This is a genomic window from Micromonospora pisi, assembly GCF_003633685.1.
In the GTDB taxonomy this organism is placed as follows: Bacteria; Actinomycetota; Actinomycetes; order Mycobacteriales; family Micromonosporaceae; genus Micromonospora_G; species Micromonospora_G pisi.
The window spans coordinates 5781391-5797298 of the sequence record NZ_RBKT01000001.1 but is presented as its reverse complement, the minus strand read 5'-3'; the positions used below and the strand labels follow the sequence as shown (position 1 = coordinate 5797298).

At 72.1% G+C, this 15908-nt stretch carries 15 protein-coding genes; 2 read left to right on the top strand and 13 right to left on the bottom strand.

Going from position 1 to position 15908, the window contains the following annotated elements; all coding sequences use genetic code 11:
• Window positions 1-2 precede the first annotated feature (2 nt).
• The 13 genes from gatA to BDK92_RS24725 form a co-directional block, all read right to left on the bottom strand.
• Window positions 3-1478 (bottom strand): Asp-tRNA(Asn)/Glu-tRNA(Gln) amidotransferase subunit GatA, encoded by a 1476-nt coding sequence (gene gatA / locus BDK92_RS24785; RefSeq protein ID WP_121158866.1) that lies wholly within the window; start codon window positions 1476-1478, stop codon window positions 3-5.
• Window positions 1479-1483: 5 nt separating this feature from the next.
• Window positions 1484-1783 (bottom strand): Asp-tRNA(Asn)/Glu-tRNA(Gln) amidotransferase subunit GatC, encoded by a 300-nt coding sequence (gene gatC / locus BDK92_RS24780; RefSeq protein WP_121158865.1) that lies wholly within the window; start codon window positions 1781-1783, stop codon window positions 1484-1486.
• 68 nt (window positions 1784-1851) lie between these two features.
• Window positions 1852-4191, bottom strand: a complete 2340-nt coding sequence (locus tag BDK92_RS24775; protein ID WP_211349363.1) for a putative bifunctional diguanylate cyclase/phosphodiesterase — start codon at window positions 4189-4191, stop codon at window positions 1852-1854.
• A gap of 176 nt (window positions 4192-4367) precedes the next feature.
• A complete protein-coding gene (gene ligA / locus BDK92_RS24770) occupies window positions 4368-6509 on the bottom strand; it encodes an NAD-dependent DNA ligase LigA (protein WP_121158864.1) in 2142 nt (713 codons plus the stop codon).
• 119 nt (window positions 6510-6628) lie between these two features.
• Window positions 6629-7114 carry a hypothetical protein gene (locus BDK92_RS24765; protein ID WP_121158863.1) on the bottom strand — a complete coding sequence of 162 codons (486 nt, stop codon included), beginning with the start codon at window positions 7112-7114 and terminating at the stop codon, window positions 6629-6631.
• Window positions 7115-7205: 91 nt separating this feature from the next.
• Window positions 7206-8222: an ADP-ribosylglycohydrolase family protein gene (locus BDK92_RS24760; RefSeq protein WP_121158862.1), complete on the bottom strand. Its 1017-nt coding sequence runs from the start codon at window positions 8220-8222 to the stop codon at window positions 7206-7208.
• 46 nt (window positions 8223-8268) lie between these two features.
• Entirely contained in the window at window positions 8269-9273 is a 1005-nt protein-coding gene (locus BDK92_RS24755) for a methionine synthase (RefSeq protein WP_121158861.1), read from the bottom strand.
• 73 nt (window positions 9274-9346) lie between these two features.
• Window positions 9347-10420 (bottom strand): tRNA 2-thiouridine(34) synthase MnmA, encoded by a 1074-nt coding sequence (gene mnmA / locus BDK92_RS24750; protein ID WP_121158860.1) that lies wholly within the window; start codon window positions 10418-10420, stop codon window positions 9347-9349.
• A 49-nt stretch (window positions 10421-10469) separates the two neighbouring features.
• Window positions 10470-11648, bottom strand: a complete 1179-nt coding sequence (locus BDK92_RS24745; RefSeq protein WP_121158859.1) for a cysteine desulfurase family protein — start codon at window positions 11646-11648, stop codon at window positions 10470-10472.
• Between the two features lie 233 nt (window positions 11649-11881).
• Window positions 11882-12841 (bottom strand): electron transfer flavoprotein subunit alpha/FixB family protein, encoded by a 960-nt coding sequence (locus BDK92_RS24740; protein WP_121158858.1) that lies wholly within the window; start codon window positions 12839-12841, stop codon window positions 11882-11884.
• A gap of 26 nt (window positions 12842-12867) precedes the next feature.
• Entirely contained in the window at window positions 12868-13659 is a 792-nt protein-coding gene (locus BDK92_RS24735; protein WP_121158857.1) for an electron transfer flavoprotein subunit beta/FixA family protein, read from the bottom strand.
• Between the two features lie 208 nt (window positions 13660-13867).
• Window positions 13868-14257 carry a hypothetical protein gene (locus BDK92_RS24730; protein ID WP_121158856.1) on the bottom strand — a complete coding sequence of 130 codons (390 nt, stop codon included), beginning with the start codon at window positions 14255-14257 and terminating at the stop codon, window positions 13868-13870.
• A 32-nt stretch (window positions 14258-14289) separates the two neighbouring features.
• Window positions 14290-15141, bottom strand: coding sequence for a GNAT family N-acetyltransferase (locus tag BDK92_RS24725; RefSeq protein WP_121158855.1), 852 nt, complete (start codon window positions 15139-15141; stop codon window positions 14290-14292).
• Between the two features lie 41 nt (window positions 15142-15182).
• On the opposite strand from BDK92_RS24725, the gene BDK92_RS24720 reads away from it, so the two are divergent.
• Window positions 15183-15575, top strand: a complete 393-nt coding sequence (locus BDK92_RS24720; RefSeq protein WP_121158854.1) for a YidH family protein — start codon at window positions 15183-15185, stop codon at window positions 15573-15575.
• The gene (locus BDK92_RS24715) at window positions 15572-15898 is read left to right on the top strand and encodes a DUF202 domain-containing protein (protein ID WP_121158853.1); all 327 of its coding nucleotides are present in this window, start codon (window positions 15572-15574) and stop codon (window positions 15896-15898) included. Before BDK92_RS24720 ends, BDK92_RS24715 begins: the two co-directional genes overlap by 4 nt.
• The last annotated feature ends 10 nt before the right edge of the window (window positions 15899-15908 follow it).

The following is a 15908-nucleotide window of genomic DNA, read 5'->3' as shown; positions in this document are numbered from 1 at the left end:
ACTCAGAGTGCCGGCGGGGTGAAGGTGCCGACCGCCGACTCCAGCGCGGCGGCGACCCGGTACATCCGGTCGTCGGCCATGGTCGGCGCCATGATCTGCAGACCCACCGGCAGCCCTTCGGAGAGCCCGCAGGGCACCGAGATCGCCGGCCCGCCGTAGAGGTTGGTCGGGATCGTGAAGAGGTCGGCCAGGTACATCTGGTACGGGTCCCCGGTGCGCGACCCGAACGGGAACGCCACGAACGGGGTGGTCGGCGAGATCAGCACGTCGACCTGCTCGAACGCGGCGGTGAAGTCGCGGGTGATCAGGGTCCGGACCTTCTGCGCCTGCCCGTAGTAGGCGTCGTAGTAGCCGGACGAGAGGGCGTAGGTGCCGAGCATGATCCGGCGCTTCACCTCGGGGCCGAAGCCCTGGTCACGGGTGAGCGACATGACCTCTTCGAGCGACTTCACACCGTCGTCGCCGACCCGCAGCCCGAACCGGACCCCGTCGAAGCGGGCCAGGTTGGAGGAGCACTCGCTCGGCGCGATCAGGTAGTACGCCGGAAGCGCGTACTGGAAGTTCGGGCAGGAGACCTCGACGACCTCGGCACCGAGCTTGGTCAGGGTCTCGACCGAGTCACGGAACGCGGCCAACACACCGGGCTCGGCGCCCTCGCCGGAGAACTCGGTGACGATGCCGAGCCGTACCCCGGTCAGGTCGCCGTTGGCGCCGAGCCGGGCGGCGGCGACGACGTCCGGCACCGGCTGCGGGATGGAGGTGGAGTCGCGCGGGTCGTGTCCGCCGATGACCGCGTGCAGCAGCGCCGCGTCCTCGACCGTACGGGCGCAGGGCCCGGGGGTGTCCAGCGACGAGGAGAAGGCGATCAGCCCGTAGCGGGAGGTGCCGCCGTAGGTCGGCTTCGCCCCGACGGTGCCGGTGACCGCGCCGGGCTGGCGGATCGAGCCGCCGGTGTCCGAGCCGATGGCGAGCGGTGCCTCGTACGCGGCGAGCGCGGCGGCACTGCCACCACCGGAGCCGCCCGGGATCCGGGTCAGGTCCCACGGGTTGTTGGTCGGCCCGTACGCGGAGTATTCGGTGGAGGAGCCCATGGCGAACTCGTCCATGTTGGTCTTGCCGATCGGCACCGTGCCGGCGGCCCGCAGCCGCGACACGATGGTCGAGTCGTACGGCGGGCGCCAGTTTTCGAGGATCTTCGAGCCGGCGGTGGTCGGCACACCCTTGGTGGTGAGCACGTCCTTGACCGCGACCGGGACCCCGGCGAGCGGGCCGAGCGGTTCACCGGCGGCCCGGCGGGCGTCGACGTCGCGGGCGGCGGCGAGCGCCCCCTCGGTGTCGACGTGCAGGAACGCGTGCACCCGGTCGTCGACCGCCGCGATCCGGTCGAGGTGGGCCTGGGTCACCTCGACCGCGGACGCCTGGCCACCGGCGACAAGGGCCGCGACCTCCGTCGCGGTCATCCTGGTCACGTCACTCATGCCGGTCAGGCCTCCTCGTCCAGGATCCGCGGTACGCGGAAGCGTTGTTCCTCAACGTCCGGTGCACCGGAGAGTGCCTCGGCCGGGGTCAGGCAGGGCACCACGACGTCCTCGCGGAGCACGTTGGTCAGCGGCACGGAGTGCGAGGTGGGCGGGATGTCGGCGGCGGTCACCTCACCGACCCGGGCCACCGACTGGAGGATCACGTCGAGCTGGCCGGCGAAGGTCTCCAGCTCCTCCTCGGTGACGGCGAGCCGCGACAGCCGCGCCAGGTGCGCGACCTCCTCGCGGGAGATGGCGGCCATCGGTGCCCCCTTCGTGCCTAGACGTGTTACCGGCGCAGCGTGACACGCGCGCCGTGACCCGAGCGAGTCTATTTGTCAGCCGAAGACGCGGCGTCTCCGACTCCCCCCGCTCCGCTGAGTTCGACCGGAGCACCGGCCTCCGAGGGCTCGACGCTGTCCGGCTCCGGTAGGAACGACCCGTCGTCCTCGAACGGCTCGACGACGTACGGCCGGTTCTGCTCGGCCTGGTACGGCCCGTCCGGTGCCGTCGGTCCGGCGTCGTCGGTCACCGGCGCCGGGGGTTGCGCGCCCTCGACCGCCAGCGGGACCCGGGAGCGATGCCGGCCGGTGGTGTCCTGCACCGGGCCGGGGACCAGCGGGCGGTAGCGGGCCATCCAGGCGGAGAGTTCCTCGGCCGGCATCGGCCGGGCGTAGAACCAGCCCTGGGCGACGTCGCAGCCGGCGGCGTGCAGCAGTCGCCAGGTCCGCTCGTCCTCGACCCCCTCGGCGACCACCCGCAGGCCGAGCGCGCCGGCCAGTTCGATCACCGACCGGACGATGGCGGCGTCGTCGGCGTCGACCGCCATCCCGAGTACGAAGGAGCGGTCGACCTTCACCTCGGCCAGCGGCAGCCGGCGCAGGTGTTGCATGGAGGAGTAGCCGGTGCCGAAGTCGTCCAGGGCGATCGCGACGCCGAGCTTGTCGAGCCGGGCGATGGTGGCGAGCACCCGGTGCGGGTCGGCCATCAGCGCACCCTCGGTGATCTCCAGTTGGATCCAGGACGGTGGTACGCCGTACCGGGTGAGGCGGTCGGCGAGCTGGTCGGCGATCTCGCCGGTGTGCAGGTCACGGACGCTGACGTTGACCGCGGCCCGGAGTCCGATGCCGGCCGCGGACCACTTCGCGAGCTGTTCGACCACATCGTCGATCACCCGTCGGGTGAGCAGGCGCATCACCGCGCTCTGCTCGGCCACCCGGATCAACTCCTCCGGGTCGACCATTCCCCGTTTCGGGTGCCGCCAGCGCAGCAGTGCCTCCACCCCGACCACCTCGCCGGTGGCGATCGCGATCTGGGGTTGGTAGTACATGGTGATCTCGCCGACGTCGACGCCGCCGGCACCACCCCGGTCGAGAACCCGGCGCAGGTCGGCGAGGAGGTTCAGCCGTTCGGGCGAGTTGTGGTCGGACTCGGGCGCGTAGAGGGCGACCGTGTCCCCCCGGTGCTTGGCGTCGTACATCGCCACCTCGGCGTGGCGCATCAGGGTGGCGAAGTCCGCTCCGTGGTCGGGGTGGAACGCGATGCCGATGGAACCGCTGACGTCGAGCGGCAGCCCGTCCAGGGCGACCGGTTCGGCGAGCGCTTCGACCACCCGTTCGGCCAGGGCGCGGGCTTCGGCGGCGTCGCGCACCCCGGTCGCGAGGACGGCGAACTCGTCGCCGCCGAGCCGGGCCACCAGGTCTTCGCGGCGGACGGTGGCGGTGAGCCGCTCGCCGACCCGGACCAGCAGGCGGTCTCCGATGGCGTGGCCGAGGGCGTCGTTGACGTTCTTGAACCGGTCGAGGTCGAGCAGGAGCAGGGCCAGGTGCCGGCCGTGCGCCCCCTTGGCCGCCAGTTCGGCGTGCACGGCGATCTGGTCGGCGACCTCGGCGAGCAGGGCCTTGCGGTTGGCCAGACCGGTGAGCGGGTCGAGGCGGGCGAGTTGTTCCTGTTCGGTGGAGATCCGGGCCATCCGGTAGACCGCGTAGAGGGGCACCAGGACCAGCGGGATCAGCGCCGGGCTGACCCGGGCGGCGGCGGCGACCACTGGGCTGAGCAGCAGCAACGAGCCGGTGGAGAGAAGTTCGAAGCCGAGTCCGTGTTGGAACGCCGGCCACCACGGGCTGGCGAAACGCAACCGTACGGCGAGGGTGACGGAGCCGTACTTGACCGCGAACCAGGCGGTTGCCGCGCCGGCCACGATGGCAACGTCCGTCCAGTTCGGATGTGGTCGGGTGCCGAAGGCGGCTTCGGCGCCGAGCCGGGCGACCGCGTGGGCCGCGGTCAGGGCGCAGGCGTACTGGGCGATGTTGAAGATCGTCCGCCAGAGGGCGTGACGCATCCGGAAGCCGGAGATCAGCACCGCGACCGCCTGTACGGCGATCGCCGGGGCGAGCCCCCAGCCGAGCATGATGGCGAAGGTGAAGCAGATGGAGGGGAATACCGCCGAGCTCTGCCGGCGTCCGGGCGGCGTGAAGGGGCGCGCGTCGCTGACGGCGGCGAGCGCGGCCATGACCCAGAATGCCGGCGGCAATTGGGGAATCTGGTCGGGCAACCTGGTCAGCGGTACGACGGAGAGCCCGACGGCCAACGCGACGACCGCCCAGACAAATCCGAAGAACGCGGTTGCCCGTCCAGGAGGAACGGAGTTCCGCAACGCTGCGGCCTCCATACGACCTCCCGACCCGTGGTCCCGGGGCGCGACCATCTGCCGCGCTGTGCACACATCAAACGCCCTCGGTGCACGGATGTGGGGGGCGACAGACGCGAATCGGTTGTAGTCGTGACTAACTTGAAATACGCGGCATCTCGCCAGGGGATGACTATAACTCAGAGCTAATCAGTCGCTCACTCTTCGTCATTATCCGCCGTACGGGCTGCCGCTTCCGCCGCCGCCTCGGGCCCTTCCGCCAGCAGTATCTCGAACCCGGCCTCGTCGAGGATCGGCACCTTGAGCGATATCGCCTTCTCCGCCTTGCTGCCGGGGTTGTCGCCCACCACCACGAAGTGCGTCTTCTTCGAGACTGACCCGCTGACCTTGCCACCGCGTGACTGCACCGCCTCCGCGGCCCGGTCCCGAGAATAGGTGGGAAGCGTGCCGGTGACCACCACCGTGATCCCCTCCAGCGGCCGGGGGCCCTGTTCGGCCTGTTCCTCCGCCATCCGCACGCCGGCCTCGGCCCACTTACGGACAACTTCCCGATGCCAGTCCACCGTGAACCACTCGCGCAGGCTGCTGGCGATGGTCGGGCCGACGCCGTCCACCGAGGAGAGTTCCTCCTCGGTCGCCGTCTCGATCCGGGGCACCGACCCGAAGTGCCGGGCCAGCGCCTGCGCGGCGGTCGGGCCGACGTGCCGGATCGAGAGCGCCACCAGCACCCGCCAGAGCGGGCGCTGCCGCGCCTCGGTCAGGTTGTCCAGCAGCTTGACCGCGTTGCTGCCGAGCGTGCCGTCCTTGTTCACGAAGAGCGGCACCTGGGCGAGCCGCTTCGCGTCCAGCGCGAAGAGGTCGCCCTCGTCGACGATCACACCCGCGTCGAGCAGGGCGGCGGCGGCCTTCTCCCCCAGCACCTCGATGTCGAACGCGCCCCGGCCGGCCAGGTGGAAGACCCGCTCCCGCAACTGGGCCGGGCAGGACCGGGCGTTGGGACAGCGGATGTCGATGTCGCCCTCCTTGGCCGGCGCCAACGGGGTGCCACAGGCCGGGCAGTGGGTCGGCATCTCGAACGGGCGGGCGTCGGCCGGGCGCAGGTCGACCACCGGGCCGAGCACCTCGGGAATGACGTCACCGGCCTTGCGCACCACCACCGTGTCGCCGATCAGCACCCCCTTGCGGGCCACCTCACGGGCGTTGTGCAGGGTTGCGAGCGCGACCGTGGAACCGGCCACCCGCACCGGCTCCAGCACCGCGAACGGGGTCACCCGACCGGTACGCCCGACGTTGACCTCGATGTCGAGCAGCTTGGTGGTGACCTCTTCGGGCGGGTATTTGAAGGCGATCGCCCAGCGCGGCGCCCGGCTGGTGGAGCCGAGCCGGCCCTGGATGGCGACCGGGTCGACCTTCACCACCACGCCGTCGATCTCGTGCTCGACGTCGTGCCGGTGCTCGTTGTAGTAGTCGATGTACCCGCGCACCCCGGCCAGGTCCGGCACCACCCGCCACCGGTCGCTGGTCGGCAGTCCCCAGGCGCGCAGCGCCGCGTACGACTCCGACTGGGCCACCGGTTCGAACCCGCGCCGGGCGCCGATGCCGTGCACCACCATCCGCAGCGGTCGCGAGGCGGTGATCTTCGGATCCTTCTGGCGCAGGCTGCCGGCGGCCGCGTTGCGCGGGTTGGCGAAGGGCGGTCGGCCCTGCTCGACCTGGGCCGCGTTCACGTCGGCGAAGGCCGCGACCGGGAAGTAGATCTCGCCCCGGACCTCCAGCAACTCCGGGACGTCCGCCCCGTCGGCCAGCCGCTCCGGGATCCCCCGGATGGTCCGTACGTTCGGGGTGACGTCCTCGCCGGTGCGGCCGTCGCCCCGGGTCGCGGCCCGGACCAGCCGGCCGTTCTCGTAGGTCAGGTTGATCGCCAAACCGTCGACCTTCAGCTCACAGAGGTAGCTGACCGCGCCCCCGGCGTCCCGTTCGACCCGCTCGGCCCAGGCGGCCAACTCGTCCGGGTCGAAGGCGTTGTCGAGCGACATCATCCGCTCGGCGTGGGTGACCGGGGTGAACTGGGTGGAGAAGGAGCCACCGACCCGCTGGGTGGGCGACTCGGGGGTACGCAGCGACGGGAACCGCTCCTCCAGCCCCTCCAGCTCACGCAGCATCCGGTCGAAGTCGGCGTCGGGGATGCTCGGTGTGTCGAGCACGTAGTAGCGGTACTGGTGCTCACCGATCTCGGTGCTGAGCGCCGCATGCCGCTCCCGCTCGGCCGCGCTCGGCTCAGCGCCGGCCGCCGCCTCCTGAGCGGCGCTGACCTGCTGCGGGATCGCTTCCTCTGACACCAGTTGACCTCCGTGCTCGCGTTACCCCCGCACCGTATCGGGCCGGACCGACATCGCGGGGTCGGGGCGCCGCACCCACCGGTCCGGCGTCGCCCGGACGTCATGACGGCAGGGCTTCGTCACACGGCGTCACCGGGCTGGGGGCGGGCGGACTGCCGGCCGACCCGTACGACGCTGACCGCCACGGCCCGGCACCCGCCGGCGAACAGCAGGCCCAGACCGCCGGCGAGCAGCGGCAACCCGATGTTCACCGGAAACTCGGTGATGTAGTTGGTGTTCGTCTGCTCGGGTATCGAGGCGAAACTCGCGGCCACCACGGCAAGGGCGAAGAACGCCGCGCCGACCGCGCCGACGACGCCGGTCATGGCGGCGGCGAGGCTCCGCCCGGCCCACAGGCTGGCGACGAACGCGAGCAGCAGCCAGGCGAACGTCACCAGCGTCCAGCCGCCGCCGTTGCTGAGGCTGGCGTACCCCCAGCCGGAGTATGACCAGTCATAGGAACCGCTCTGCTTGAACCAGGGCACCAGGTAGCCGAGCAGTGCGATCAGCGAGCCGCCGAGCATCGCGGTGTCCGGCGTCGGGCGGAGACTCACGTTATCGTCCACCGCTCGGACGATAGCCAGTCGTCGCCACGGCTCCGATCCGCGCCGTCATGCCATCCGGGGTCCTGCGAAGCCGGCCGTGTTCGCGGTCCGGTCAGTCCCAGGCGACGCCGAGTGCGGCGAGCTGGTCGGCGTACTCGATCCGGTCGAGCCAGCTCGCCGGCCAGATGCCAAGTCCGCCGGCGGCACCGAGGAACGCACCGGCCAGCGCGGCGATCGAGTCCGAGTCACCGGCGGTGGTGGCGGCCCTGGCCAGGGCCGCCACCGGGTCGTCCGGGTGCCGTAACACGCAGAGCAGCGCGGTCGCGAGTGCCTCCTCGGCGATCCAGCCCTCACCGGTGGCCCGACACGGGTCGCCGCCATCGTCCGGTCCGGACAACGCGGCGTCGAGCCGGTCGAGCGCGACCAGGCACTCGTCCCAGCCCCGGGCGATGAAACTCTCCGGATCACCGACGCCCGGGCGCTGCCACAGGGCACCCAGCCAGTCGTCCCGGTAGACGGTTCGTTGACCGAGGGCCCGCTGCCGGAGCACCCCGGGCAGGTCGGCCAGGTCGGCGCCGTCGCGCAGGACCCGGACCGCGTACGCGGTCAGCTCGCTCGCCGCGAGCGCGGTCGGGTGGCCGTGGGTGAGCCCGGCCTGAAGCTGGGCGACTCCGGCGAGCGTGTCCAGGTCGTACCCGGGCACCAGTCCGACCGGGGTGACCCGCATGTTCGCACCGCAGCCCTTCGAGCCGGCCACGGTCGCCGCCTGCCACGGGCCGCCCCTGGCCAGTTCCCCGCAGGCCCGCAGACAGGTCATGCCCGGGGCCCGGTTGTTCTCCGGGCTCCGGGCCCAGGCGAGGAACCGGTCCCGCAGTAACGGCTCCAGGATCTCCGGGGTGGCGGCGGTGGCGTCGTACAACGCCCAGCCGACCGCGAGCGCCATCTGGGTGTCGTCGGTGACCTGTGCCGGGTCGCCGGACAGCTCACGCGGGCCGCCGGGCCCGTAGCGCGCCTCGATCTCCACGACGGTCATGAACTCGGTCGGTTTGCCGAGCGCGTCGCCGTACGCCAGCCCGAACAACGAACCCGTCGCACCCAACGCCAGCCGAGCCGGCTCAGTCGAACCCATCCGATGATCATGCCGGGCGGGGTCAACCCGGAACGCGGGGCCGGGGTCAGACCTCGTAGAGGCGCTGGCCGGCCTCACGGGCGGCGGTGAGGGCGGCGCGGGCGTACTCCGGGGTGGCACCGGCCAGGCCACAGGCGGGGGTGACCACGACCTGCTGGGCCAGCCGGGGGCGGGGAAAGCCGAGCCGGTCCCAGAGCTGACGTACCCGGTCGGCGGCGGTCTCCCCGGAGGGCCCACGACCGGTCGCGGGTGGCGTGGCCGGAATCGCGCCGACCAACATGCCGAGACCGGCCTCGATCGCCTCGCCGAGCGGGTCGAGCTGCGTGATCAGGTCGAGGTCGAACGCGACCCCGGTCGCACCGGCGGTACGGAACAGCTCCAGCGGTACGTCCGGCGCGCAGCAGTGCACCAGCACCGGTGCGCCGACCGCGTCCACCACGGCCCGGAGCAGGTCCCGCGCGGTGGCCGTCTCGACCGGCCGGTACGCGCCGAAGCCGCTCTCCGTGGGTATGTGCCCGGCGAGCACCGCCGGCAGCGACGGCTCGTCGAGTTGCAGCAGTACGGTCGCCCCGGGCAGCCGGCGACGTACGTCGGCGACGTGGCCGCGCAGCCCTTCGGCGAGCGAGTCAGTGAGGTCGCGGACCGCTCCGGGGTCGCGGAGCAGCCGGCCGCCGATGGCCTTGTCCACCCCGGCCGCCATGGTCAGCGGCCCGGCCGCCTGGACCTTGACCGGTCCGGTGAACCCGTCGGCCTGTTCGGTGAGCTGGTCCAGGTCGCGTTCCATCAGGTCGTTCGCCCGACGCAGGTCCTTCCCGGGCCGGGCGGCCACCCGCCACCGACCGGTGTACAGCTCGACGGGCAGGTCGACCAGGAAGCCGGCGGTGCGGCCGATCAGGTCGGCCCCGGGTCCCCGGGCGGGCAGCTCCGGCAGGTGCGGCAGTGCGGGCAGCTCACCGAGGACGATCCGCTGCGCCTCCGCGACGTCCGTGCCGGGCAACGAACCGATACCGGTGGCCGCGCCGGCGGGCCAGGGCCATGTCTGATCGCTCACAGGCCGAAGGCTAGTGCACCGGTGGCGGCGCCGGGCCGTCGCGCCGGGCCGGGTTGGCGCAGCGCCGGGCCGGTCAGCCGGTGATGGTGGCTGAGCCGAGCACGATGTCCCCGGCCGGGTCGGGCGCGTAGGCCACGATGGCCTGGCCGGCGGCGACGCCGCGTACCGGGCGGTGCAGTTCGGCGTGCAGGGTGTCGCCGCTGACCTGGATGGTGGCGGGCACCACCTCGCCGTGGGCGCGGAGCTGGACCTGACACTCGGTGGCGTCGGTCGGCAGGGCGCCACCGGTCCACACCGGACGCCGGGCGGCGACCGTGCTGGCCTCCAGCGCCTCGACCGGTCCGACCGTCACGGTGTTGGTCGTGGGGGTGATGGAAAGCACGTAGCGGGGCTTGCCGTCCGGCGCGGGCACGCCCAGGGAGAGCCCCTTGCGCTGCCCGACCGTGTACGCGTACGCACCGGCGTGGGCGCCGACCACCTCGCCGGTGCGGGAGTCGACGATGTCACCGGGGGCCTCGCCGAGCCGGTCGGCGAGGAACTTGCGGGTGTCGCCGTCGGCGATGAAGCAGATGTCGTGCGAGTCGGGCTTGTCGGCGACGGAGAGCCCGCGTTCGGCCGCTTCGACCCGGACCTGGGCCTTGGTCGAGTCGCCGAGCGGGAAGACGGACCGGTCGAGCTGCTCGCGGGTCAGCACGGCGAGCACGTACGACTGGTCCTTGGCCAGGTCGACGCTGCGCCGCAGCAGGCCGTCGTCACCGCGCCGGGCGTGGTGGCCGGTGACCACGGCGTCGAAGCCGAGGGCGATCGCCCGGTCCAGCACCGCGGCGAACTTGATCTTCTCGTTGCAGCGGAGGCAGGGATTCGGGGTACGACCGGCGGCGTACTCGGCCACGAAGTCGTCCACCACGTCCTCGTGGAAGCGGTCGGCCATGTCCCAGACGTAGAACGGGATGCCGATCACGTCGGCGGCCCGCCGGGCGTCCCGCGAGTCCTCCAGCGTGCAGCAGCCGCGCGCCCCGGTCCGGTACGTCTGCGGATTACGCGACAGCGCCAGGTGCACCCCGGTCACGTCGTGTCCCGCTTCCACCGCCCGCGCGGCGGCGACCGCCGAGTCGACCCCGCCGGACATTGCTGCCAGTACCCTCACCGGGAAACCCCCTTCAACCCTGTCGAGGGTAGCTCTGCCGCCGGCACGGTCAGCGCCGGGCGGACCTGGTCGCGCCAGCCCGGCGGGCCCGCTCGACCGCGGCGGGCAGCGCCTCGATCAGCGCGTCGACGTCCCGCCCGGTGGAGGTGTGCCCGAGCGACAGGCGCAGCGACGAACGGGCCCGGTCGTGGTCCGCCCCCATGGCGAGCAGTACGTGTGAGGGCTGCGCCACCCCGGCGGAGCAGGCCGAGCCGGTCGAGCAGGCGATGCCCTGGGCGTCGAGCAGCATCAGCAGCGCGTCGCCCTCGCAGCCGGGGAAGGAGAAGTGGGCGTTGCCGGGGAGCCGGTCCACCAGGTCACCGTTGCACACCACGTCCGGCACCACCTCGACCAGGCGCTTGGCCAGGTCGTCGCGGAGCGTGGCGACGCGGGCCGCGTACTCGCGCTGACCACCGACGGCGACCTCGACCGCCACCGCGAAGGCGACGATGCCGGCCACGTCGAGGGTGCCGGAGCGGACGTCCCGCTCCTGGCCGCCGCCGTGCAGCAGCGGCGCGCAGGGCACGTCCCGGCCGAGCAGGAGGGCGCCGACGCCGGCCGGGCCGCCGAGCTTGTGTCCGGTGAGGGTGAGCGCGGAGACGCCGCTGGCGGCGAAGTCGACCGGCACCTGGCCGACCGCCTGGACCGCGTCGGTGTGCAGCGGGACGCCCCGTTCGGCGGCGAGCTTCGCCAGTTCGGCTATCGGCTGCACCGTACCGACCTCGTTGTTCGCCCACATCACGCTGACCAGGGCGGTCTGCTCGCCGTAGGCGTCGAGTTCGGCGGCGAGCGTGCCCGGGTCGACCCGCCCGGTGGCGTCGACCGGCAGCAGCCCTGCCACGGCCGACTCGTGCTGCTCCAGCCACTCCACCGGGTCGAGTACGGCGTGGTGCTCGACCGCGCTGACCACCACCCGGTTGCGGGCCGGATCCGCGGCGCGACGGGCCCAGTAGATGCCCTTGAGCGCGAGGTTGTCGCTCTCCGTACCGCCGCCGGTGAAGATCACCTCGGAGGGGCGGGCACCGAGCACACCGGCGACCCGTTCCCGGGCCTCCTCGACGTGGCGCCGGGCCGACCGGCCGGCGGCGTGCAGCGACGAGGCGTTGCCGACCTCGCGGGCGGTGGTGACGTACGCCTCCAGTGCCGCCTCGAGCATCGGGGTGGTCGCAGCGTGATCCAGGTAAGTCATCGCGACAAGCCTATCCGCAGTCGTAAGGGGTGCAGCGACAGGCGGCCCGGTAATGCCGGGCGCAGCTCGGAGGGAATCACCGCTCGCCCGGTTCGCGGCTAGTTGGGATGGGGCGTCGGATATCCCATCGTTCTCACCGCCTGGGCGGTACGCCAAAAGTGGCCGCCCGCATCCGGACGGCCACCCTGGCGTATCACGTACCGCTCCTTACCGCCAGCGGTGGAACGGCGTGACTACTTGCGCTTGCGGATCTCCTCGGCGGCCTGCGGGACCACCTTGAACAGGTCCCCGACCACTCCGAAGTCGGCCAGCTCGAAGATCGGCGCCTCGCCGTCCTTGTTCACCGCGACGATGGTCTTGGAGGTCTGCATGCCGGCCCGGTGCTGGATCGCCCCGGAGATGCCGAGCGCCACGTAGAGCTGCGGCGAGACCGTCTTGCCGGTCTGTCCGACCTGGAACTGGTGCGGGTAGAAACCCGAGTCGACCGCCGCGCGGGACGCGCCGACCGCGCCGCCGAGCAGGTCGGCCAGCTCCTCGACCAGCTTGAAGTTGTCCGCGTTGCCGACACCGCGCCCACCGGAGACGACCACCGACGCCTCGGTCAGCTCCGGCCGGGAGCCCTTCTGTTCGGCCACCCGCCGCACCACCCTGGTCAGCTTGTCGGCCGCGCCGAGCTGGACCTCGACCCGCTCCACCTCGGGGGTGGCCGGGGCCGGGCTGGGGGTGACCGAGTTGGGCCGCAGGGTGACCAGCGGCAGGCCGCGGGTCACCTTCGACTTCACGATGGTGGAGCCGGCGAAGGCGACCTGGGTCGCGGTGCCGTCGGCGGCGAGTTCGACCACGTCGGTGAGGATGCCGTTGTCCAGCTTGACCGCCAGCCGTCCGGCGATCTCCTTCCCCTCCTGGGTGGAGGGGAGCAGGACGGCGGCCGGCTGCACCTGGCGGACCAGTTCGGCCAGGACGGTGGCCTTCGGCGCCACCAGGTGACCGTCGATCTCCTCGCTCTCGGCGGCGTAGATCTTGGCCGCGCCGTACTCGCCGAGCTTCTCGGTGAGGGCGTCGGCGGCACCGGGGCCACCGAGCACCACGGCGGAGGGGGTGCCCAGCTCCCGGGCGAGGGTGAGCAGTTCGAGGGTGACCTTCTTGACACCGAACGTCTGGGTGGCCTCGACCACGACAAGCACTTCAGCCATGACCGTCTCTTCTCTCTCGAACCTGCTCAGACGAACTTCTCGGTGGCGAGGTACTCGACCAGCGCGACGCCGCCGGAGCCCTCGTCGGTGACCTTCGCGCCACCGGAGCGCGGCGGGCGCTTGCTGTGCTCGACCACCACGCTGGTCGCACCGGCGCTGCCCACCTCGGCCGCGGGCACCCCGAGGTCGGCCAGCGAGAGGGTCTGCACCGGCTTCTTCTTGGCCGCCATGATCCCCTTGAAGGAGGGGTAACGGGGCTCGTTGATGGTGTCCCAGACCGAGACGATCGCCGGGGTGGTGGCGCTGACGACCTCGTACCCCTCCTCGGTCTGTCGCTCGGCGGTGAGCACGGTGCCGTCGGCCCCGGGCTCGACGGTGAGCGTGCGGGCGCCGGTCAGCGCGGCGATGCCGAGCCGCTCGGCGAGCATGTGCGGCAGCACCTGGACCCGGCCGTCGGTCGATTCGGCACCGCAGATCACCAGGTCCGCGTCGAGCGTGCCGAGGGCGGTCGCGAGGACCCGGGAGGTGGTGACGGCGCAGGAGCCGTGCAGCGCGTCGTCGAGCACGTGTACGGCCTTGTCCGGCCCCATCGACAGCGCCTTGCGGATCGACTCGGTGGCCCGGTCCGGGCCCATGGTCAGCACGGTGACCTCGCCGCCGTGCGCTTCCTTGATCCGCAACGCCTCTTCGATGGCGTACTCGTCCATCTCGTTGATGACGTTGTTTGCCGACCCCCGGTCGGTGGTGTTGTCGTCACTGCGCAGGTTACGGTCCGCGCCCGAGTCGGGCACCTGCTTGACGAGTACGACGATGTTCATCGCGCTTCGACGACCCTCCTGTTGGTGTTGCCGGCATCGCCCGGTTCCGTGGCGCAGCGTCCCGCGTCCCTTAACGATCGGTCAACCGTGGCACGCTGTGGAGTTGCCCACCCGGCTATGTTACCTATCAGTAGCTTTGCTTTCCCGGGCACTCAGAGTGACACAGCTCACCGAGCCGAGCGGGTCGGGCGGATCAACCCCGGCAAACTCAGGAGGCGCTCAACGCGTCCCGGATCTTGTCGAGCATCGCCGCCTCGGCCTCGCTCACCCCGTCCGAGGCGCGGGCCACCTCGTCGCCGGCGCGGAGCACCGTGTGCCGGTAGTTCTCCAACTCCCCCGGCGCCTTCACCGACAGGATCTGCACCGCGCGCCGCAGCGCCGGCAACGCCACCGCCTCCACCTCCGCCGGCTGCAACTCGCCCGGCGAACCGGCCGACAACCGGGGCAGGCCACCGGTGGTCAGCACCTCCCGCACCAGGCCGGTGCTACCGGCGATCGCGTTGGAGGCGGCGAAGCTCTCCTTGACCATGGAGAGGACCCCGGGTTCGGCGTTCGAGACCAGGAAGACCGCGCCGAACGCCGCGCTCTTGAGGGTCATCCTCTCCTCATCGGTGAGCGGCTCAGACACGGTTAAGGAGTGTAGACGTACGGAGTGGTCGTGGTGACCGCGACAAACCCGAGTCGCTCCAGGATCGGCCGACTCGCCGGCATGGCGTCAACCTGCAACAGGGTGTAACCCCGCGCGTCGGCGAGCCGGGCCCGGTGGGTGACCAGCGAACGGTAGATGCCCCGGCCCCGCCACTGCGGCAGCGTCGAGCCGCCCCAGAGGGTGGCGAAGCCGGTGCCGGCGACGTACCGCACCCAACCGGAGCTCACCACCCGACCGGTCTCGACCTCCTCGGCCACCAGCACGGTCAGCGCCTGCGGCCAGACCTCCGAGCCCCCCGCACCGGCCCCGGCGTGCGACACCGCCGGATCCACCGCCAGCTCCCGCTCCAGCGCGTCGGCCAGCCAGCCCCGGGGCGAGTCCCAGACGATCGACTCCAGCTCCGCGATCCGGTCCAGGTCCGCCCGGGCGGTGACCTCACGCAGCCGTACGCCCGGCGGTGGCACCGGCAGCGTCGCCGCCAGCGCCGCGACCGGCCCGACCAGGACGGTCTCCTCGTCCTCCGGGACGAACCCGGCCGCCCGCAACCGGTCCGGCAGGTCGGCCGGCTCGTCATGACCGTGCAGCTTCCACTCCACCTGCTCACCCCGGGCGGCGAAGATGTCCCGCTGACGGGCGATCAGCTCGTCCAACGCCGCGCCGGTCAGGCCGCCGAGGCTCCGGTAACCAACGAAACCGCCATGATCGAGACCGGTGACCCGCATCAGCGGACCGTCCCGCTCCACCGTCACCCCGTCCGGCATCGGGGACGGCGCACGGCCCCGAAGCTGGACGTCGTACGCGGTCCGCAGTGTCGAAACATCCAGATCAGTCACCCACCCAGGCTACGGGCGACGTCGACCGGATAATTCGGCTCGTGCGCGAAAGAATCAGGCAATGGTGGAACCCGGGTCGGTTGCAGCAGGTGGGCACCCGCCCGGACTACCGGTTCTCCCTCGCCAACGAGCGCACCTTCCTGGCCTGGCTCCGGACCGGGCTGGCCCTGATCGCCGGCGGACTGGCCATCGCCCAGTTCCTGCCCCCGCTGCCCCTGGCCCACCTGCGTGAGGCGATCGCGGTCACCCTGCTCCTGCTCGGCGGCGCCGTCGCGCTGCACGCCGTCGACCGGTGGGTACGCACCGAGCGGGCCATCCGGCTCGGCACCGAACTGCCCCCGTCCCGCTTCCCCGCCCTGCTCGCCCTGGTGGTCGCCGTCGGCGCGCTGGTGCTGATCGCGGCAACACTGCTCCGGCTCGGCGGGAACAGGTGAACCACGGCCCGGGCGGGACCGCCGCCCCGGACCCGGGCCTGCAACCGGAACGGACCCGACTGGCCCGACGCCGTACCGGACTCTCGATCGCGACCGTAGCCGTCCTCACCGTCCGGTTGGCGCTGTCGTACGACGCCCTGGTCACCCTGCTCCTCGGCGGCGCGGTGGCGCTCGGGCTGCTGGCCCTCGGCGCCACCGTCATCCGGGGCGCGACCCGGGCCGGTGCCCACGTCACCGGCGGACGGAGCATGCCGCTGCTGGCACTGGTCGCCGTCGGGTACGCCGGACTCGGCGTGCTGCTGGTGCTCGGAGCGCTAGGTTGAGCTGACCCGG

What these genes read in the sequence shown, in the direction of transcription:
- gatA (WP_121158866.1), bottom strand. Translation starts at nt 1,478, where the DNA reads ATGAGTGACGTGACCAGGATGACCGCGACGGAGGTCGCGGCCCTTGTC.
- gatC (WP_121158865.1), bottom strand. Translation starts at nt 1,783, where the DNA reads ATGGCCGCCATCTCCCGCGAGGAGGTCGCGCACCTGGCGCGGCTGTCG.
- BDK92_RS24775 (WP_211349363.1), bottom strand. Translation starts at nt 4,191, where the DNA reads ATGGAGGCCGCAGCGTTGCGGAACTCCGTTCCTCCTGGACGGGCAACC.
- BDK92_RS24760 (WP_121158862.1), bottom strand. Translation starts at nt 8,222, where the DNA reads ATGGGTTCGACTGAGCCGGCTCGGCTGGCGTTGGGTGCGACGGGTTCG.
- BDK92_RS24745 (WP_121158859.1), bottom strand. Translation starts at nt 11,648, where the DNA reads ATGACTTACCTGGATCACGCTGCGACCACCCCGATGCTCGAGGCGGCA.
- BDK92_RS24740 (WP_121158858.1), bottom strand. Translation starts at nt 12,841, where the DNA reads ATGGCTGAAGTGCTTGTCGTGGTCGAGGCCACCCAGACGTTCGGTGTC.
- BDK92_RS24735 (WP_121158857.1), bottom strand. Translation starts at nt 13,659, where the DNA reads ATGAACATCGTCGTACTCGTCAAGCAGGTGCCCGACTCGGGCGCGGAC.
- BDK92_RS24730 (WP_121158856.1), bottom strand. Translation starts at nt 14,257, where the DNA reads ATGACCCTCAAGAGCGCGGCGTTCGGCGCGGTCTTCCTGGTCTCGAAC.